Source organism: Paenisporosarcina indica, assembly GCF_001939075.1.
In the GTDB taxonomy this organism is placed as follows: Bacteria; Bacillota; Bacilli; order Bacillales_A; family Planococcaceae; genus Paenisporosarcina; species Paenisporosarcina indica.
Window position 1 is genome coordinate 90,193 of record NZ_MPTA01000006.1, and the last position, 19,860, is coordinate 110,052.

At 35.0% G+C, this 19,860-nt stretch carries 18 protein-coding genes, 1 other RNA gene and 2 pseudogenes; 2 read left to right on the top strand and 19 right to left on the bottom strand.

Going from position 1 to position 19,860, the window contains the following annotated elements; genetic code table 11:
• Window positions 1–376: 376 nt before the first annotated feature.
• Window positions 377–1,492, top strand: a complete 1,116-nt coding sequence (locus GY23_RS13850) for a competence protein CoiA family protein (protein ID WP_075619817.1) — start codon at window positions 377–379, stop codon at window positions 1,490–1,492.
• A gap of 185 nt (window positions 1,493–1,677) precedes the next feature.
• Here the strand turns inward: GY23_RS13850 and GY23_RS13855 are convergent, their stop codons facing one another.
• From GY23_RS13855 to GY23_RS13885, 8 genes and pseudogenes are all read right to left on the bottom strand, one after another.
• Entirely contained in the window at window positions 1,678–2,574 is an 897-nt protein-coding gene (locus tag GY23_RS13855) for a GNAT family N-acetyltransferase (RefSeq protein WP_075619818.1), read from the bottom strand.
• 243 nt (window positions 2,575–2,817) lie between these two features.
• Window positions 2,818–2,967 carry a hypothetical protein gene (locus GY23_RS18500; RefSeq protein WP_169834571.1) on the bottom strand — a complete coding sequence of 50 codons (150 nt, stop codon included), beginning with the start codon at window positions 2,965–2,967 and terminating at the stop codon, window positions 2,818–2,820.
• Window positions 2,968–3,165: 198 nt separating this feature from the next.
• Window positions 3,166–3,551 (bottom strand): annotated as a pseudogene (locus tag GY23_RS13860) (transposase); the annotation flags it as partial.
• A 559-nt stretch (window positions 3,552–4,110) separates the two neighbouring features.
• Window positions 4,111–5,217 (bottom strand): AAA family ATPase, encoded by a 1,107-nt coding sequence (locus GY23_RS13865; protein ID WP_075619819.1) that lies wholly within the window; start codon window positions 5,215–5,217, stop codon window positions 4,111–4,113.
• A gap of 1 nt (window position 5,218) precedes the next feature.
• Window positions 5,219–5,986: a DUF6414 family protein gene (locus GY23_RS13870; RefSeq protein ID WP_075619820.1), complete on the bottom strand. Its 768-nt coding sequence runs from the start codon at window positions 5,984–5,986 to the stop codon at window positions 5,219–5,221.
• A gap of 221 nt (window positions 5,987–6,207) precedes the next feature.
• A complete protein-coding gene (locus GY23_RS13875; protein WP_075619821.1) occupies window positions 6,208–6,507 on the bottom strand; it encodes a hypothetical protein in 300 nt (99 codons plus the stop codon).
• A gap of 84 nt (window positions 6,508–6,591) precedes the next feature.
• Window positions 6,592–6,906 carry a hypothetical protein gene (locus tag GY23_RS13880; protein ID WP_075619822.1) on the bottom strand — a complete coding sequence of 105 codons (315 nt, stop codon included), beginning with the start codon at window positions 6,904–6,906 and terminating at the stop codon, window positions 6,592–6,594.
• A 984-nt stretch (window positions 6,907–7,890) separates the two neighbouring features.
• Window positions 7,891–9,063, bottom strand: a pseudogene (locus GY23_RS13885) (DUF4153 domain-containing protein); the annotation flags it as partial.
• A 246-nt stretch (window positions 9,064–9,309) separates the two neighbouring features.
• On the opposite strand from GY23_RS13885, the gene GY23_RS18800 reads away from it, so the two are divergent.
• Window positions 9,310–9,531, top strand: a complete 222-nt coding sequence (locus GY23_RS18800) for an Arm DNA-binding domain-containing protein (RefSeq protein WP_245827673.1) — start codon at window positions 9,310–9,312, stop codon at window positions 9,529–9,531.
• A gap of 453 nt (window positions 9,532–9,984) precedes the next feature.
• On the opposite strand, the gene GY23_RS13895 is transcribed toward GY23_RS18800, so the two are convergent.
• From GY23_RS13895 to GY23_RS13935, 11 genes are all read right to left on the bottom strand, one after another.
• Window positions 9,985–10,545 (bottom strand): TIR domain-containing protein, encoded by a 561-nt coding sequence (locus GY23_RS13895; protein ID WP_075619823.1) that lies wholly within the window; start codon window positions 10,543–10,545, stop codon window positions 9,985–9,987.
• The gene (locus GY23_RS13900) at window positions 10,545–11,381 is read right to left on the bottom strand and encodes a macro domain-containing protein (protein ID WP_211270685.1); all 837 of its coding nucleotides are present in this window, start codon (window positions 11,379–11,381) and stop codon (window positions 10,545–10,547) included. The genes GY23_RS13895 and GY23_RS13900 overlap by 1 nt, the downstream gene beginning before the upstream one ends.
• Window positions 11,378–12,232 carry a toll/interleukin-1 receptor domain-containing protein gene (locus tag GY23_RS13905; RefSeq protein WP_084544148.1) on the bottom strand — a complete coding sequence of 285 codons (855 nt, stop codon included), beginning with the start codon at window positions 12,230–12,232 and terminating at the stop codon, window positions 11,378–11,380. The genes GY23_RS13900 and GY23_RS13905 overlap by 4 nt, the downstream gene beginning before the upstream one ends.
• Window positions 12,233–12,876: 644 nt before the next feature.
• Complete coding sequence (locus GY23_RS13910) at window positions 12,877–13,905, bottom strand: toll/interleukin-1 receptor domain-containing protein (RefSeq protein ID WP_075619824.1); 1,029 nt, start codon at window positions 13,903–13,905, stop codon at window positions 12,877–12,879.
• A gap of 433 nt (window positions 13,906–14,338) precedes the next feature.
• On the bottom strand, window positions 14,339–14,476 hold the full coding sequence (locus GY23_RS18585) for a hypothetical protein (RefSeq protein ID WP_211270686.1): 138 nt from the start codon (window positions 14,474–14,476) through the stop codon (window positions 14,339–14,341).
• Window positions 14,473–14,979 (bottom strand): tyrosine-type recombinase/integrase, encoded by a 507-nt coding sequence (locus GY23_RS18805; protein ID WP_342742419.1) that lies wholly within the window; start codon window positions 14,977–14,979, stop codon window positions 14,473–14,475. The genes GY23_RS18585 and GY23_RS18805 overlap by 4 nt, the downstream gene beginning before the upstream one ends.
• Window positions 14,980–14,984: 5 nt before the next feature.
• Window positions 14,985–15,371, bottom strand: a complete 387-nt coding sequence (locus GY23_RS18810; protein ID WP_245827671.1) for a phage integrase N-terminal SAM-like domain-containing protein — start codon at window positions 15,369–15,371, stop codon at window positions 14,985–14,987.
• 119 nt (window positions 15,372–15,490) lie between these two features.
• Window positions 15,491–15,846, bottom strand: a transfer-messenger RNA (tmRNA) gene (gene ssrA, locus GY23_RS13920).
• Window positions 15,847–15,992: 146 nt separating this feature from the next.
• Complete coding sequence (gene smpB / locus GY23_RS13925) at window positions 15,993–16,460, bottom strand: SsrA-binding protein SmpB (RefSeq protein ID WP_075619825.1); 468 nt, start codon at window positions 16,458–16,460, stop codon at window positions 15,993–15,995.
• Window positions 16,461–16,512: 52 nt separating this feature from the next.
• The gene (gene rnr / locus GY23_RS13930) at window positions 16,513–18,831 is read right to left on the bottom strand and encodes a ribonuclease R (RefSeq protein WP_075619826.1); all 2,319 of its coding nucleotides are present in this window, start codon (window positions 18,829–18,831) and stop codon (window positions 16,513–16,515) included.
• Window positions 18,832–18,874: 43 nt separating this feature from the next.
• Window positions 18,875–19,621 (bottom strand): alpha/beta hydrolase, encoded by a 747-nt coding sequence (locus GY23_RS13935; protein ID WP_075619827.1) that lies wholly within the window; start codon window positions 19,619–19,621, stop codon window positions 18,875–18,877.
• Between the last annotated feature and the right edge of the window lie 239 nt (window positions 19,622–19,860).

Consider the following 19,860-nt stretch of genomic DNA (forward strand, 5'->3'; position numbering starts at 1 on the left):
TAACTATTTCATCCCCCAAACTATCTGCAGCATTAGGAAACATACCCCTGTGTCCGAAACAATCATGAATATATAAACATTTACGTTAGTTATAATAAACATGATTGTTTTTGACACAGTGGCCGAACACTAAATCATTCTATATAAATCGTACATTCTTGTTTCAAAATGAATGCTCTTCAAATTCAAGTATTATGATCGAGTCAAATACTCTAAATATCGTCCTTCCTTTCTCATATAAATCCTCTTAAACTGAGAATGTTATTATTCATTAATGTTCAACAAAATAACAAATAATCCTCTTTTGTGTTTATTTGAAACCAATTCATCCTATATTCGTATTATCTTTAAATAACATTCAATAGGAGGTTTCAATTTGAGAGAATCATGGCACACAAATGACGAAAAAATCTATGTCATACCGCAGAACCTTTCTGAAGCTGAAGTGGAAAATCATAAACAAATAGCAAAAAAAGGTACATTTACCTGCCCTTATTGCAAAGCGCAATTGTATGTAAAAAGCGGAGAAATTTTAGGGAATTTCTTTTCACATTTGCACGGAGAAAGTTGTGAGGCATCTAAACAAAGTGAAGCACGTTATAGCAAATATGAAAAACAAAAGAAGAACGATACAAAACGACAACCACACATAGTTGCTTTGATGAACGATGAATTAAATGTATTAGTAAAAGTATACTCACACGTTAAAGTCACTCCTGGATACTTGAACCCGGAATTTTCCAAGAATATCCCTGACATCACTTTGAAAATTCATGATAATAAGTACGCTATTACAGTTGTCACAAACATTACATCATCAACTGATCAAGCCTTTGCAAAATCCATTCAAAATCAAAAAACTTATTATGCATCATTAGGTTATGAACCTATATTTTTCATAGAACGAAACCATTTAGGCATTGATATTGACGGCAAATCGCTCGTTCTCTGGAAAACTGAGCTCCAAGCGTTAACAAGCCAAAAAGCGGATACTCATTGGCAACATTTTTTAATGCAACTAGGGGAATTAGAGGTCCTACAGGCGGTACTAAAATTACCTAAAACAGACTTAAATGTCAAAAGCCTAATGTATATTACGCCGGCTAATGAAGCTATTTCCATTGAAGCTTTTCACATTTTAGAGCATCCGAACACATTTCCACCAAAAGCACACTTCTTCGCGACACCTTATAAATTATCGTTCTCTCAAGCATTTAAAATAAACGATGAAAATCTTAGCCTAGCGGACCTAGACATTGAAAATAATAATCAATCAAAGTACCTTGAATATTTTTCACAAGCAAAAATAGCTTTAGAAAGACAACTTGAAGAAGAGACGCATTTAACTAACTTAGCAACGGAAGAAAAAAGAAACCAAGTTGTCGAAAACCAGCAAGTGTATCTAAAAAGTTATAGTCAAAGTAAATATGCAAAATCTGATAAAGATAAAAAGCGCGAACTAGTTATGAAAGCTTTCCATTCTAATAATTAAATGTAAAGCTACTTTCCTCATTAAAATTAAATCATTTTAGTGACATTCCCCTGTGGAGATACAATTATCAAAATCCAAACAATCACGTTTGTTCAAATAAACATGATTGTTTTTTACACAGGGACCGAACACTAAAAAAGCCGTCCCGGCAACGTTTGGTTGCGGGAACGGCTTTTCAATCAAGACTACAAATGGTATTCATAGCATATGACCCCTTCGACTTGCTTGAAGCCTTCCTGGAGATAAAGTGCTTTCGCACGTTCATTTTCGCCATTTACCGAAAGTATCGTCTTGGCATAGTTTTTTTTCTTGGCAAAATGAAGAGATGCTCTCAAGAGAATACGGCCCAAGCCTTTTCCCTCGTATTCGGGAATGATGGCAAGAGGGCCGAAATTCATGATTGGGGTACTTTCAAAATCGTCTTCTTGTGAACCTCTTACGACCCCAACTGGTCGTTCCTTCTCGTACAGAATCAGCATGCCTTCTTCTATGTGCTCTTCACTCGAAAGCATCCTCTCCACGTCTGCCTGTATAAGAGGCGTTTCACTTCCCAGCAATTTCGCAAACCCGGCATTTCTGACTTCACACCAAGTTCTCTCATCCATTCCCTGCCTGAACGTCATTATTTCATAGCCCTCTGGCAAAGTGTAAGGAGGCACATCCATTTCCTCCCTTACTACCACGAATGTATACCGCTCCACTGTGAAATTCAACTCTTCCATGAATTTTTTCAATGCTCCATTAGTCAATTGGACAAAGAGAAAAACCTTATCAAGTCCACCAGTATGCTTCAGAATTTGCTTCATCAGCATGTCGTAACAAGCAATCTCCTCGAGTTCAGAATGGAAAATTCTGAAACGCGCCTTACTTCCTCGTCGGAAGTAATCTTCGATAATAAGAGATGCCGCCGCAATGATCTCCCCATGTTGGTTGCTTATTATGTACGTCGGATTATCAACATTGGGCACGAAGTCTTTCAAGTCTTCATCGTATAGAAAGGAATCATCGACCTCTTGTTTATGTTTTTTGCAGTATGAGATAAAATCCGCTACCCTTTCACTTTTCAGTGCTTCCACATTCATCTTTTTCACCGTCCATTGTTAAGATTTTACGTCCCCGGGAACGTCTCAATTATGACTATTCCATTGTTAGAGTTTTCATACATAAGACACCACCAATTTCAACCTTGATACAATTGAGTTTCTAGTTGTTTCTCAAAACAGGATATACCATTCAATTCATGTAATTCTTGTCCTCAATTGAAAAAAGAACTTTGAATAAGAAAAACACAGGGAGATTTTAGTCTTCCTATGTTTTCATTCATATTATTTATCTGTTTGTTTTTGCTTCTTTTTCAAATACTCCGCACGTATTTTTTCAAGTTGCTTCTTTTTATCAAATTTGGCAGGCTTGTGTTTTTCATGATACTTTGCCACAGCTACCTGACCTTTGGTATCCAATTCAAATTTCCCCACTTTGTCCACCTACTTTTCTTGTCTTTAAAGAGAATCTATTCAACAAATATAATATACCTTATTTTACTGAAGTAAACCTTATTAGTGTCTTGCTAACCTTGCATAGGGAGCGTCAAGAAGTTTGTGTAAATAAAGAAAAACTTTTCTTGTAGGTGCACCTATCTCTTACTTTTCTTTGAACATGGCTGCCAGTTCTGCTCAAGCTTGATCACAACCTAAATGACATCGAGTAGAGAATTTTTGATTGTATATTTCAAACTGAGAAACAAGAATTCTTTCAAGGGATTCTTCGTTTGGAAATTGCTCTTTTCGTTTACTGTATTTCTTAATTTGTTTGTTAAAGGATTCGATTAAATTGGTTGAATAAATACTGCGCCAAATTGATAATGGAGAGCTGTAGAACGTTAATATATAAGGGTTATCCATCAATGACTTTGTCACTTTGGGATAAGCTGTTTTCCACTACTTCACAAAATCTCCAAGTGCTTTTTACCCAATTCGTGATCATCTGCCCGATACACAGATTTAAAATCTTCACAGATTTCTGCACGGTCGGTTATCCGTACTTTATGAGCAACGTTTCGTTAGTGACATGCCCCTGTGTCCGAAACAATCATGAAAATATAAACATTCACGTTAGTTCAAATTAACATGATTGTTTTTAACACAGGGGCATAACACTAATGAAGATGTTTATTAAGTAATCAAACTCCATTCTATTGAGTCAAAATAAACTGCCGGGGAGTGACAACACAATGAATAGTTGCGAAGTATTGAAAATTCCAACTGCAAATGTTACCAAGTAGGGTTTGCAAGGTTTGATGATGTTACTCTATTGTTATTTGTGTAGAAATCCTTTATTAAAGCAAAATTCCCTAAAAAAAAAAATAAAGCATAAAGTTTTCAAACGGAAATTTTATGCTTTATTTCACATGATAAGACTGCATTAACCAGTCATATAAATATGGAGACTGCGGGAGTCGAATGACAACGCTTTTGACTACGTTAAATAAAAAAACGTTGCGGGGGGCGGGCAAGTTTTAATATTGGAACCTGATACTCTGCACTGGGAAGGAAGGTAGTCGTGACACTGCACCTTCAAAATCTAGATGTTCCTAAAACGCTTGCGGAAAAATACAGGAATTATAAATTTTCGATTATCGGATTAGCTATCATTTTCTTTACATATCTTCTAATTTCACGGACATTACTCAGATTTTTTGAACGTGTTTTTAATAACTCAGGGATATTTTTCCCATTGAAAATAAAGTTTAGGACAAGTTGTTTATCTTCTTCAACATAAAATTTCAATTCTTCCTCATAGATTCTATCGATAATAATACGCTTTACTTCTTCACTCAACAAATGAAATTCTACAAAAGCGTCGAAACGAGAAAATATTGCTTCTCCTAAATTGTTTTTTATTTCATCTTCAGAAGCATAATTAGATGTGCAAATAATAATAGAATCTTTCATATTGACTTTATAATATTTATCTTCATAAAACCCCTCATCGAATAGTTGATAAAATGCACTAAAAAACAAGCTATTGCATTTATCGAATTCATCTAATAATACAACATTTGATTCTCTGTCCATTAAATCTTTAGCGAATGAGTTGCTCCGGTCCCCAAAAATATATTCGAAGAAGCTATGGTTGTGAAACATAGAAAATTGCTTTCTAAACAAAGCCCCTTGTTTAGTTAAAATTTCATTGATGAATTGTGCTGTTTCGGTTTTTCCTATACCTGGTGGTCCATATAACATTATTACCTTTGGTTTACCTTTATTGTTATTTACTAAACTATATAATGCTTGTAAAATTTCTTTTTTTGCATTCTTCTGTCCCAAAATTTTCTCATCATAATTAACTTTTATTACCCGTAGTACTTCTCTTGATACTTTAGGATATATATAATTAAACTCTTCTATTTCGAAATCTTCATACTTGCTTAGTTGTGAATATACCTTTGACGGAGGGTTATGTAAATATATCTCATCGTACTCGAATATCTCTTGATAATTTAATATTACTAGGAGCATCATCTCAATGAACGCATCAGTTGTACCACCATATTCATCCGAAGTGACAGCAAAAAAATCATAGGAATTAATATCTTCTTGCTTTATTATTCCTTTTGTCAAACCATCATATTGCTTTATAAACTCCAATAATGTTAATTTCAATTCATTTTTAGGCAGGTATGAATCAAAATATGAATGTGGTCCATAATACACTTTCACCTTCATATCATTCACCTATTCCAGCTAAAATAACATCATATACTTTTAATTTTAAGTTTGATATATCTTCTTCGTCTTCAATACCCATTAGTTCATCAATATTGATTTCTTGGGAAGGAACATCATCATTTCCAGCAAGTTCATGCTCCATCAGCAAATCATTTTCTTTACATGTGCCTACTTCAATTACATAATAAGTCAAATCCATTTTAGGTATATCCGTTAGCATATAAGCATTTTTAAATTGTTGAATATTAAATCTTAGTACAATTTTTTTATTATCTAAGATACCTATTAATTCATAGTATCCCTTAGCAGCAGTTAAAATCTCATCAACTTCTCTAAAATTAAAATCTTGTAGCCCCTCCACTACTGCCGTATCTTCCCTAAATATTTTTAAATATGGAGCATACATTTTCATAAAAGCAAAAGAATTCTTAAGAGCGTATACTTTATAGTTTTTCAAAACTGTAATTTTTACTTCACTAATAAGCCTTTGTTTTATGTCTAGAAAGTCTGATAGAATTGTGTTAGTTAAAGTTTTAGTAACTAATGAATCCTTATTGGCTTCGATACTAGCACCCACATTCACATTAAATGCAGCTTTAATAACGTTTAAAAAACCCGTACCAGCACCTGCTTCCGCTGTAACCCCAGCATTTCCTTTTAATGTAACTGTCCCCTTATCTTCATCAATGGACTGAATTTCTCCACCATGTTCTACTAATAAAATATCTGTAACAGAGCCTTCATCAAAATAAACAATTTTTTTCATAGCATCCTCCATATATTTTAATTTAATTGCTATATGAAAACAAACAATCCTGAAGGAATTCGGATTTTAATATAGATTTCCTTAGTGTTGAGTGCCAGGTTCTAAAACAATTCAGAATTCAATGAGTACATGGTACCTTCACTACAACACTACAACTAATGATCTCTCTTGCTGTAAAACATTTTTTACTACGTAATTGATGATTAGCCCCACAAATTCAGCTATCCATCTATAAAAGTGTTTGCAGTTCTCTTTGCCTTCCCTCGAATTATATCTTTTAATCTATCAGATTTCACAATATTATCTAGAGCCTCTATTTCCATCTTTAACTCAAATATTTTCCTGGCATTAGAAATTCTTGTTTTTTGAGCGTCTAAGGATATGGCCTTTGGATTATCTTTTAGGAGCTTTTTTGCTAATTCTTCCCTATCAACATTTAAATCCCTAAATTCTTCAAAATACTCAACAAAAATTTCTTTTCCTATTGATCTTAATTTCTTTTCTAAAAGTTCTTGATTCATTACGTACCTCTACCTCCTGTAGCCTTTTCTTATTTGAATAATTAATGTAACAGCTTGTTAGATAACTTCTATTTCATTTAATATTTATCGTTGATTTGTTTGATAGCTAATTGCTGCCATTATATAAACAGAGTTACCTGTAATTGCAGTAATTTCTTTGCTTATCCCCTTTTCACCAGCCAGCCATCTTTCGTAGTAAGCGTAAACTTTTATAAAATTATCTTTGTATATAGGACGAGGGCTTTTTAATTTACTAGATGGCACTATTTCTGATTCATATACAGTCAAAATCTTGCCATTGGTTACCAGTTTAAAATTAAGACCTGTTTTTGTTTTTAGTTCTATTGGTTTTTCCAAACTTTCTGCAAATAAACTTTCCCATATGTCTGCTGCATTCAATACTATACCTCCTTTAGAATTTGAACATAATTAATCTAATTCAACATTATGACCTAATTTACCTTCAAAAAAAGAACGCAATTCCTTCATTTGGAATTCGTTCTTTTACTGTTATAATCACTCAAACCAAGAGACCACCTCTACCGACGCGAGTACCAGGTTCTAAACTAATTCAAAATTCAATGAGAACCTGGTAACCTTCACTAATTGGACTCATTATTTCTGGCATCGGTTAAGTAACTATTACTTCAGCAAATTCATGGTATACGCTTGTTATCTTTGGTTTCATCGCGACGATCGGTGAACTTATTTATTCACCTATTCGGTATGGTGAAAAAGCGAATATGATGCCAGCTGATAAAAGAGGATCCTACTCGGCATTTTTTAATCTGTCATTCTCTGGAGCCGACTTTATTGCGAGATCCACAATCATTTTAGGCGCATTCTTAATTCCAACGATGATGTCTGTATACATTGGAATCCTCTTGATGATTGGTATTTTCCTATCTATTCTGGGTTACTCTTTCGTGAAGAGACGGACAGCGAATATAAAATCATTTTGTGTAACAGAAAACCGTAACGACAAGTGGGGTAAGAATTCCAACACAAGATCCAAACGAAGCACGACCACTCAGGACAGTTCTTACGGAAATCTCTCGACAAAAGTAAAACACCAAGCTTCTAGAAAACAGAAAGTGCATGCGACACATAGCATGTGCTAATCTTGCATGTCAAAAAACTGACGCCATTATTATATAACTGGCGTGAGTGGTAATGTTGCCTCGTAAAGCCTGTCAGTATCTACAGTGTCGACAAGGACGGTACTGACGATAAAAAAACTGAAAGGTAGTGAAGCGCATGTGGCACCTACAAGAAATGTGAACATTGTCTTACAGGAATTGTCGTGTACTAATGAAAGAAAGTAGGTTGGAAGCTAGTCACGTTCCACCCTACTTTTTTGATTTGTCTTATACATAGAAATCTCTAATTAAAAATTATAGGAAATGTAAATATAACGAAAGCTGCCCAAAGTCCGTAGACCGGCAAATACTTAGTAACGGCATCTTGAATAGTTGAAGGTCCGGATTTGTTTTGTAGAAAACGAATGTAGGAGAGCATAATCCAAATAAGATTTGCCCAGATAAGAATGTTTACTCCTAAAACAGCAAGTCTATTAGGCGTAATCCCATAAGATGAAAGTCTGAACACGATAGCTGACAAAGCAACACTGTCAATGATAAGGGCAAGAACAATTAAGGCAAAATTCATATAATCTGAAATGTTCTTTTTCTCGTCTGAGTCGCTCTCGATAATGGAAAATATGGTAACGGCCAATACACCAAGGAGTATTCCGTTGAAGGCTATTAGGAAATTACGGTCCAAGAATGGATTTTTCCCGACCCATATAACCGTTATAAGATAGACCAACAATGTGACCAGGACAAGAGGACTAAAAATTTTAGCTATATATGGTGTAATATTCTTAGCATGTTTAAGATTCATTGATACCAGGTATGCAGCCACAATAGCGAGAGCGGCAGCACCAAATAAAACGACATTACTAAAATAGAAGTCTTCTATATCCAAGCCAACAAAGCTAAATAACTGCATGGTCAATGCTGCTAGTACCATTCCGCTAACTGCCATGCTGGCGTAAAGAATACAATATTCCAGATTAAATTTAATATAGGCTAATCTTGTGCTGCCTTTTGAATATTCATTTCCTGTAAATGCAAGCCCTACCAATACCCATAAGAATATGGGAAGGTGTAAATAAGCAAGGATAATACTGTCTTTATAATTTAATGGCAGCATATTAAGATAAAAGCCGGAAATTAGGAACAACACTGCAAGGGAATAAATAACACTTTTTTTCGGAGTATTATTGTAAACAAAATAGGCAGCAATAAAGGGAATTATACCAAAAGCCAGGTTAATTGGAGCAATTGCTTCCTGTTTGACAAAATGGTAAATGATCCTGGTGCATATCCCGACCAGTATGGCTAAAATGCCCATGAATATGAAACCCTTTTGAAGCAAGGAAAATCTTACTGTATTTGCCGCCTCCTTGAAATGCAATCTTTCGTACCAAACACCAAGAACCTGAGAATCAGGATTTTCTTCCCATGCGTGTGTGAATGACTTTTTAAAAATTTTATTGTTTTACAATAAATTTTTATTATTTTGGATAACATTTTTATTGTAGGTATTTGTTTTAAGCAAAAATAAAAAGTATTCCTCATTCAAAGAAATGCCCTATAACTTTAAACCATTAAATTTATTACTTGTACAGCTAACATGCATCTTAGTTCAATAAGAAAAAAGACTTTACCTCTTCTTGAAGTAAAGCACCCGTTTGCTAAATAACGAATAATAAACCTTGGTACCGGGTTGATCCTTTAACTGGTAAAGAACAACGGTACTACAAGACGTGGCTTTAAAACTCTAAAGGGAGCCGAACTAGCTTTAGCACGTATGAAATTTGAAATATCAAAAGGCACTTTTGGCAGATCACAAGCTGAAACGTACCAAGAAAAGTTGAAGAAAGTACGTTTACTAAAACAGCAGGTCTCTTCCGTAATCATTTTCTTCCTGAAATCGGTCAGAACAAGATTGAGTAAATGATTATCGATGTATGCCAAGGACAAGTTGATACTTGGTCTAAAAAATTGAAAAAATATCGGATTGTAAAAGCCTATGCAGCTAAATGAAGTGATGAATTTTGCAATCAAACGTGGTTACTTTGAAACAAATCCGTTCTCATTAGTTGATATGTCCGTTATGAAGAACACCTCTTTCGAACGATGGATATTTACACGCACGTTACTCAGAAGGCTAAGGGTATACAGAAGTTCGAAAAGTACCTAAATATCTGATTTCGAGTTCGACTACGGTTCTGACTCTGGCTGACTACGACCAGTTGAAACTCAATGAAATAAAAAAACACCCAAATCCTTGATATGAAAGGATTTGGGTACTATTTGAAATCCTGTGATTTCTAAGTATGGAGACGGCGGAAATCGAACCCGCGTCCAGAAACTCTAACACTTAAGCTTCTACGCGTGTATAAAAAATATATTACATATAACCCCAGTTTCTGTATGTGTCGGATGTATATGTAGTATATGAGCTAGCTAGAATATTATCCCCTGTACTATGGATACTAAATTGTGATATAGCTGCCATTATAGCTTTTTCTCTAAAAGGAATGTGTATACATTTAGCCGATCCATGGCTTACCCTAGAGGCTAAAGCTTTAGGCCACAAATTGCTTAACTGCGTTGGCGCAGTTATACTATCATATCCAGTATAAGCAATAATTATTGGTAAGTCGTATACATCGACAGCTTTCTCAATTTCAAAATTAAGTAACCCCCTATCCCAAGCTGTATCTTTTGAGATTATCAGAAGCATATTTTTCGAACTTTTCATTCGTTCAAGTAACCTATTTTGCAAAGTTACCTTGGTACTTGTATCTTGCACTTGATATGTTTTCTTGTGACTGTCACTAAAGGTCAAAGTATTGCTTCTACTTTGATTCCATTTTTGAAGCAGTCCATAATATTTGATATCACTTTTTGTTGGGTCTGTTGTACCTTGTCCATCAAACGCTACATATGTTCCATTTCTATACGCCATTAGTCTATATCTCCCTGTAAGCTAAATAAATTAATTTGATCAAATAAATCTTCATAAATAACTATAGTTAATTTTGCTGGATATTTAAACCTAGTCTCACTAATCCTAAATGTCCAAAGCATTATATTCAGTAATTCACCAATTTCAATGTTATTAAATCCACCTTTAAACCTTGTTATTCCAGACCCAAAGACTGGTACGGTTACGCTTTTTTGTGCATAAACTCTATTAATCTCATTCCAAAATTGTAGAAGAAAATTTATATACTCCGTCATCGTTAACTCAGCTTCATTTTTGTCATTAAATTTAGAAAATGCAGTCAATACATAGTCATCTATTACAATCGAGCTTCCTAATTTATACTTTGTTGCTCCACCTTTTCTAGGAACATTTTCGCAAAGTATATTTTCAGACATGTTTAATACTTCATCTTCTTTTATTCTTTTAGATAACTCATTGACATCTGTAAAAATATTCATAATGTACTTTCCATTAAGAGAGGTTTCTGCAATAATCTTATCATCAACAATAGTGTCGAAATATTCGTTAAAAGGTATGACTTTTAGCCCCTCTTGGCTAAAAATATCTCCTTTTTTTATATGGACAGTAGTTCCACCAATACTTATATTAGTTTCAGCTAACTTATTAGCATAAATCCAAATTCCAAAGTATATTAAACACAGAATGATAATAAAAATAACTCCACTTTTTATTTTCCAATCATCAGGTAACTCACAAAAAATTAATATCAAAGACAGAGCAGCACTAACTCCACCAACAATTTTTAGAAATTGTTCTATAATTCTTTTGTCAAAAAATTTAATCTTAATTGTCATTTCGCCAAATATCTCCTCATATTAAATAATTCCTTACCAAAATATAAAACATCTAGCCCATGAATTTCTTTATTCGAGCTTGTATTATAGCTATTTAACCACTCCTGTAGTTTCTCTGCGTCTAAGCTCTCAAGCTCAGATAGCTGACCATCAACAGGATACAATATGTCTAAACTATTTTGCTTCTGCTCATTCAATACACTAAATCGTTTTTCAATAATCTCCTCAATCGCCAATCTTCTTGGGTGGATTTTTCTAACGATAGAAGCCGTTTTTAATTCATTGTAAATCCATGGGGAATTAGTTTTTTTATCTTTTGCTTCATTAACACTTAATGACTCAGGTGTATTTAGAAATATTAAACATTCCGTTTGATCGATAATATCATTCAAAGCCGTTGACAACATCATATGAACATGGCTAGTAGTATAGTTTCTTATTTGATAATTATAAGTAGTATTCCCAGCTTTTCTACTTAAAACACTATATTCATTATCAATCTCTTTTAATAATGCATTGGCACTTCCCCATACTATTGAATCAATAAACACTGTTAGTCCGAAGTTTTTATTCAGCCAAACAGCAAGTCTCTTCGCTGTTCTAGCATCATTATGAGAGTGAGAAATAAATACATCCGATTTATAACCAGGGAACCAATCATTAATAAGTTTTGAACCATCTATTTTACCGTCCTCCCCTCTTGGTAATAAGATTTTATCGTTCACTTTGTTTTTTAATATACTTTTTAGATTCTTTAGCTCATTCTCATAATCTTCAATTTCTTCATCACTTATGCCAAAAAAAGACTGTTTTTCTGACATAGATAAATCTAAATTATACCCTTTAAACAAGATTGCACCTCCATTATTTAGTATATCTATATCCATCTGTACACTAATTTTAGAAAACTATATACTCTTAACTCTATTTTTAAAATTAGATCATGAAAAAAGTTTACTAAGCTCTTTCTAAGTTAGATTTCAACATTTTAATCTTAAACAAAAGCAATACACATGGATCCTTAACCTTGCAGCACTAAATCTTTAAATTCAATACAGTCTTTTCGCTAGATGGTCTTCTATATAAATCAATAAATCTCCATACCACATGTGCTGGTTTAGTATCAATCTCTTACGCAACCAAGACCTTGAAATACAAAATTCACATTACCATCATTTTACTTGGTAAAAATATACCCTTCATTTTCACCACTCATCATACACTTTAGAGTTGGTGTATGAATAGAAGCTCCATTACTAAACCAATTTTTCGTTTACATAAACGGTAGGATTAACAATAGACACTATACTACTAGAGATTTAAACTGTTTTTCAATGAAAAAAACCAGTGAGTTTGTTCACTGATTTTTTATATCAGACTATTTTAGACACGTCGTTAATTGTAATCTTCATTTTTCTAGATCACTTTAGTAAGTACAGGAGAAAGAAGACAAAACAGAGAGATTTCGTTCCCTTCGTTTAAATTTATAACAAACCTAAAAGTTATCTATACTATTTCGTGAATGTAGTTGCTCTTCGAGTAGCCTACTCCTACTATTTTGGCGAGGTATTCCTTTCTTATTAGTACGAATCTCGGATAATACTATTTCACTATTATTTGATAATAAATTGTCTAGTATTCGTGAAGTAAAGAATTGTATTTCTTCTAGACGAGTCATTGTCTCATAAAAAAAACCTTCATGCTTAGCTGTTAAATTAACAAGCTCACTCATTATTTCTGGTTCTTCTATTCTTTCTATTTTTCCAGATAAAAGTTTATATTCTTCTTGATAACCTCGTAAATTTTGATTTATTCTTGATAACCTTCTTTTCACCTCTTCAATTTCATTATTTGAAGTTAATAAAGGAGACAAGGATATTAATACATCAGTGATTTGCTCCTTTAAATAATCTGCAGGAATTAATTCTCTTGGCGAATTTAATAGTTTTTGTTGTGACCTAGTCAAATCAAGAACTTGTTCCATAATATCTTCATTTGGGCTTTCTTTCACTAGAACCTCTTCTTTAATTTCAATATTTGGATACTTTTTATTTATTTCATCTAATTTACCTTTGAGATTATCCCATATTAAATCAAAAGTAGTGTCTAGTCGAGATACCTCTAAGCCCTCTTCTCCACAAGCTTTATTAATGCTATATAATAATTTTCTTACATCCTCTTTGTCATATGCTGTAGCTTGAAATTGAAGTAAAGGACCCTTTACTTCAGATTTTTTTAGATTAAGTAAGAATGGAGAAACATAACCTTCATCTACAAACTTAGATAATGCACCTGCTTCAAAATTCACCCATGGTGCTGCTATGTTTTCTTTTGTTACACAGATAATCCCATAAGAACATGTCTCTAATTCTTTTGCAATATCGTTACTCCATCTTGCCCCCTTATCTATGTCTTCTGATGAAACATATGTTGTTACGGACTGGATTACAATTGGTAACCAATCACGGAATGCTACTGCTACTTCGTGACTAAGATTACCTGACCAACTCAGAAAAACTCTCATATTTATCAATATCCTCTCAAAAAGCTAATTTCAACAAATTAATCATACGGTCTTAAAGCTTAACTATGTAAGTATACGTCTGCTTTTGTAACATGGTTATTTCTTTCATCTATTCCTCCTATTTATGCAGAACAATATAATATTCGACATAAAAATGAAAAACCCTTTAATTAACAAAATTGCCCAACTATATTATCGTTGTAAAGCTGATAACTCTAAAGTTAACTCTCCGAATTCAAAGCGCTAGGAACGTTATGTATCTATTTGTTACAGACAATATAAAAGACGGATTTTATTAATCTTTGTAACAGTGTGGTGAATTTTCAATCCCATGTTCATTCTTCCACTTCAACACAAAAAAGGAGGATCCTTTTAACAGAACCTCCTTCGAGTGATTTATCAAAATTCACTCCCTTGATGTAAATTATTTTATTTAGATTTTATAAAGTAACTCTCGAAATTTTTCTACTCGTTTATTATCATGTTCTGATTTAGCAACTGCAATACTATATGATAATGCTCCTATTAAACCTACATAATCTTGAATTGATATTTCAATTTTTTTCATCATTGGTAATCCCTCAAACTAGTTGCTACCTCTTTCACATCTAAATCTAAGTATTGTGTCGTAACACCTAAGTCAGAGTAACCGAGTGCTTTTGAGATAATTGCAATGCTTGCTCCCGCATCTAGTAACTTCTTAGCATACCCTCTTCGTATTGCATGTGCATTGATGTTTTCCAAGCCGAATCGTTTCGAATATTTATTTAGTTGTTTGGAAATAGCATTATTAGACGTTTTACTATTATTAATCGGTAAGCCGTTCTGAGTAATGATGATATTTGTATTCTCCGTATTGTAGTAGCTTCGAACAATTTGCAGTTTTAAGAACTTATGATTCTTCAATATAGAACCGTCTAGGTTTATGGAAGGATTTTCATAATCAATATGTCTCTCTTTCAACTCGCCTAATGTTTGGATACGAATGCCAGTCTTATACATTGTCAGAATAGCTACTGTATCTCGAAAGCCGATGAAAGTGTTTTGGTAAATAAGTTCAATTAGCTTTTCAATATCATTTACTTTAGCACCTTTTTAATTTGCTTATCAATTTTGATGTTAATGGTACTCCAGAATTTTTGTTTCATCCAACCGCTATTATGAAATTTACTTAATACAGCTTTAATCGATTTTAGACGTATTAATTTCGTCTGTTGAGCGACTTCTAATGAACCTAAGTACTCGTAAATGCTATCAGTTGTAATATCCTCTACATATTCCAGTTTATTGAACTGTACGAACTGATTAAAAATATAGTCGTAGCTTTCAATTGTTCTGATTCGGTTTCCTGCGAATCGCATTTGCTGATAAATTGTTCCTAATGCTTGCGGAATAGTTGTCCCGCTTCTTTTCACTTCCATGTTAACTTCTTCTGATTGATCGTAAAAAAACCGTGTTTTCTGCACATACAAAAAACCTCCTAATTTAAATAAATTAGAAGGTCAATCGATGCAAATTCGTTAGGGAGTTTCCCCCTAGTTTGTGTTATTAACCGTTGTTATGACTGCATTTAAAAGCAGTAAAAATATGGAGACGGCGGGAATCGAACCCGCGTCCAGAAACTCCAACACTTAAGCTTCTACGCGTGTATCTTGCCTATTAAGGTTTCGCGCAGCATTATGCCGACAAGCGGGCGTCTTGTGCGCTAACTTGAAAATCTCTTACCGGCGGCTCAAGTGGCACCGACGATCGTATCCCACTAAAAGTGAGCTCGTACAGGACCACATGGGTGATGGTCAAGACAAGCAACATCGTCAGCTTACGCTGCGAATGCTAGGTTTTGGTTTTTGCCAGTTATTATAAAATGACGTTGATACGGAGCCGATCCCTCCGACGCGCAACTTAAGCTCAGACCATCCCTGTCGAATCCGTAACGTCCCCTTAATTAAGGTTGATCAAAAAGGTTGTCAGCAAAATTTAAATTGCTGCTTCTTGAACAAACACTTATAGGAAGTTCGGGTGAACTACATGTGAAGCTGGCAAAGCTGTATTCTTATTATAAGACAAAATTGGTCAAACTTCAAGGTCTAATCTTGATTTCGTGATTTGAACGCACGTTCGATGTCACGTTTTGCTTCTTTTTTCCTCAAATCATCGCGTTTATCGTAATTCTTCTTCCCTTTACCCAAACCGATCAACACTTTTGCAAATCCATCTTTTAAGTACATTTTAAGTGGGATGATTGAGAATCCGTCTTGTTTAGAAAGTCCGATTAACTCATTGATTTGTTTTTTATGAAGCAATAATTTACGTGACCGTAGCGGTTCATGATTAAAACGATTTCCTTGTTCATATGGACTGATATGCATATTGGAAATCCACGCTTCATTATTACGAATCCGTACGAAAGCGTCTTTTAATTGAACTTTTCCTTTTCGAATCGATTTTACTTCGGTCCCTTGTAGGACAATTCCCGCTTCAATCGTTTCTTCAATAAAATAATCGTGGTTCGCTTTTTTATTTTGCGCAACTACTTTTCCTTCACCTTTTGGCAATTGACTACACCTCGCTGTTTAGAAAAGAGCAGCTACTCGCCGCTCTTTTCACTTACTTTTTCTTCCGCTTACGACTACTTTTTTGTTTTTTTGCAATATCTTCATAAAACTTTTTCTTTTGATTAACGCCTTTTTTAGGACCAGGATTTGATTTATCTGTTGTACGTTTGCCTGCTCCTTCTTTTCGTTTCGCATGAATCACTTTAGGCGTTTCTTTACGAGCTGGTCGATTGAAGGATTTCACCATACCCACAATTTCAAAGTCAATCGCCGATTCTTCAGGTTTTACTGAGGTAACACGAACTGTTACTTCGTCCCCAATTCGGTATTGTTTACCCGCTCTCTCACCGATCATCATCATTTGACGGTCATCAAAACGATAATAATCATCTGTCATGTTACTGACATGAACGAGTCCTTCAATTGTATTCTCAAGTTCAATAAACATCCCAAAGTTTGTAACTGAGCTGACAATGCCATCAAACTCTTCACCAATTTTGTCCACCATATACTGTGCCTTTTTCAAGGATTCTGTATCGCGTTCTGCATCAACCGCACGACGTTCACGTCCAGATGTATGGTCTGCAATCTCATCCATTACAGCACCCCAATGAGCGACAGTTGGTTGCGAAACATCACCATTAATTAAGTATGTGCGAATTAATCGATGAACGATTAAATCTGGATACCTACGAATCGGAGATGTGAAATGTGTATAGTACTCAGTTGATAAGCCAAAATGCCCCAAACTCTCTGCATAGTATTTCGCTTGTTGCATCGAACGTAACATCATCGTAGAGATCACTGGTTCTTCAGGTAATCCTTCAATTGATTCTACAATTTCCTGCAGGGCACGTGGGTGTATTTCATTCCCGGATCCTTTAACGACAATCCCAAAATTCGTAATGAACTCAAAGAAACGTTGAAGTTTTTCTGGTTTTGGATCTTCGTGAATACGGTAAATGAACGGTACATCCATCCAGTGGAAATGTTCTGCAACGGTTTCATTTGCAGCAAGCATGAATTCTTCGATTAAGCGTTCAGCTATTGTTCGTTCACGAATAACAACATCAGTAGGCCATCCTTCGTCATTAACAAGAATTTTCGATTCTTTAAAGTCAAAGTCAATAGCTCCACGGTCTGCACGTTTTTGTCGTAAAACACCTGCAAGTTCAGCCATCAATTCAAACATTGGTACTAAGTCGCGATAACGTTCAATTGTTTCTTCATCTTTTTCTTCCACAATCTTATAGACATCATTGTATGTCATACGCTCGGTTGTTTTGATAACGCTTTGGAAAATTTCGTGTGACACTACTTTCCCCGAACCGTCAATCACCATTTCACATGACAATGTTAATCGGTCCACATGTGGGTTTAATGAACAAATTCCGTTAGATAGACGATGAGGAATCATTGGAATCACTCGGTCAGTTAAATACACACTTGTAGCTCGTTCATACGCTTCTGTGTCTAATGGAGAGTCTTGTGTAACATAATAACTAACGTCCGCTATGTGGACACCGAGTTTGTACGTACCATCAGGATTCTTTGTCACTGTTACCGCATCATCCAAGTCTTTTGCATCTGCACCATCAATCGTTACAATTACTTCGTCCCGGAGATCACGGCGTCCTTCTAAATCTGATTCTAAAATTGCATCAGGTACAGCATTCGCTTGATCTAAAACAGCTTTCGGAAATTCAGTTTCAATGCCATGTTTATGGATAATCGACAAGATATCGACGCCTGGGTCATTTTTGTGACCAAGAATTTGCGTAACCATACCAGTGGCTGATTTACGTCCTTCTGGCCATCCTGTAATTTCAACAACTACTTTATGACCATCAATGGCACCAAGTGTATCTTCTTTCGCAATAAAAATATCCATTGAGATTTTTTTATCGTCTGGAAGGACAAATCCAAACCCTTTATTATCTTGAAATTGGCCGACTACTTTTGTAATTCCACGTTCGGTAATTTTGGTAATTGCACCTTCTCGTCGATCGCCCGAACTTGAACTAGAAACACGTACAAGTACTGTATCGCCATTCATGGCTCCATTAATTTCTGTTGGGGGAATGAAAATATCGTCCATTCCATCTTCCTCTGGTGAGACAAATCCAAAACCTCTAGGATGCCCGATGAATTTACCACGTAATAAGTTCATTTGTTGAGGTAGTCCATAACGGTTCGATCTAGATCGAATGACAACACCCTGTGTTTCTAATCGAGTAAGAGTCTTGACTAATTCCTTAAACTCTTCAGAGTATTCCAGTTCGAGTTGCGATTCTAATTCTTGAACAGTCATTGGTTTATAATCTTCTTTTCGTAAAAGTGCTATTAATTGTTCTTCTAAAGATTGTTCCATCTTACATCCCTCCTTCTAACAGCGTGTGCGAGAATGGCAGTTTTTACACCTGCCACTCCAATGACTGTAAAAATTCTAATATGTCTTCGTGTAGCTGTTCTTTTTCTTGATCAAGCGTAATGACGTGACCTGATTTCTCATACCATTTAATTTGTTTTTCAAATGATTCCACATCATCGTGAATGATGGTAGCTGAATCAATGTCAATGACCTCATCTTTACGTCCTTGGACAACGAATAGAGGTGCATATACGTGATCGATATGTTTTCGGACATCGTACACCAAATTACGCAATTCGGGTAAAGATTCCATCGATTGTTTTTGAAGTTCTACTACTTCTTCTTCGATACGTATTGCATCTTTTCCTTCATATCGTTTATAATCTCGTGCGTATTTCAAGACGCCTTCATACATGATTTCCGTTGTTTTCATCGACATCGGTGCACACATCGTTACAATTCCTTTGACAGGTACTGTATACCCTAACTTAAGAGAGAAGACACCTCCTAATGACAATCCTGCAACAGCAATTTCTTCGTAACCGGCTGCTTTTAATTGATCATAGCCACGCATTACGTCTTTCCACCAATCTGATGGTCCAGTATGTATTAGTTCTTCAGGTGGTACGCCATGGCCTTTATAATGAGGTGCCAATGAGGTATAGCCGTTTTTTTCTAAGAAACGACCTAGCATCCGTACATCTGAAGAGTTCCCTGTAAATCCATGAAGTAACAATACGGCTCGTTTACCCGCTTCAAAAAAGAACGGTTTGGGTTGATTGATTCGCATTCAAAATACCTCCATTTAATAAGAAAAGCGCAAAGCGCCGTCTTGGTCCGGAACCTGCGCAAGAAGGACCGAATTGAAAGCCTGCTTTCGTATGAATGGCCTGAAGCTTAGGTATGGACTGGCGCTTGGAGCTAGACAAAAGCTATCCATATATAAGGATACAGCTTGTAATTTTAAATTTTCAAGTAATAAGAAAACGCCTAACCAATTCAGTCGGTCAGGCGGCTCGTTTTATGTTG

Coding starts and splice junctions, on each gene's coding strand:
- GY23_RS13855 (WP_075619818.1), bottom strand. CDS start 2,574: ATGAATGTGGAAGCACTGAAAAGTGAAAGGGTAGCGGATTTTATCTCA.
- GY23_RS13865 (WP_075619819.1), bottom strand. CDS start 5,217: ATGAAGGTGAAAGTGTATTATGGACCACATTCATATTTTGATTCATAC.
- GY23_RS13870 (WP_075619820.1), bottom strand. CDS start 5,986: ATGAAAAAAATTGTTTATTTTGATGAAGGCTCTGTTACAGATATTTTA.
- GY23_RS13875 (WP_075619821.1), bottom strand. CDS start 6,507: ATGAATCAAGAACTTTTAGAAAAGAAATTAAGATCAATAGGAAAAGAA.
- GY23_RS13895 (WP_075619823.1), bottom strand. CDS start 10,545: ATGGCGTATAGAAATGGAACATATGTAGCGTTTGATGGACAAGGTACA.
- GY23_RS13900 (WP_211270685.1), bottom strand. CDS start 11,381: ATGACAATTAAGATTAAATTTTTTGACAAAAGAATTATAGAACAATTT.
- GY23_RS13910 (WP_075619824.1), bottom strand. CDS start 13,905: ATGAGAGTTTTTCTGAGTTGGTCAGGTAATCTTAGTCACGAAGTAGCA.
- GY23_RS18585 (WP_211270686.1), bottom strand. CDS start 14,476: ATGATGAAAAAAATTGAAATATCAATTCAAGATTATGTAGGTTTAATA.
- rnr (WP_075619826.1), bottom strand. CDS start 18,831: ATGGAACAATCTTTAGAAGAACAATTAATAGCACTTTTACGAAAAGAA.
- GY23_RS13935 (WP_075619827.1), bottom strand. CDS start 19,621: ATGCGAATCAATCAACCCAAACCGTTCTTTTTTGAAGCGGGTAAACGA.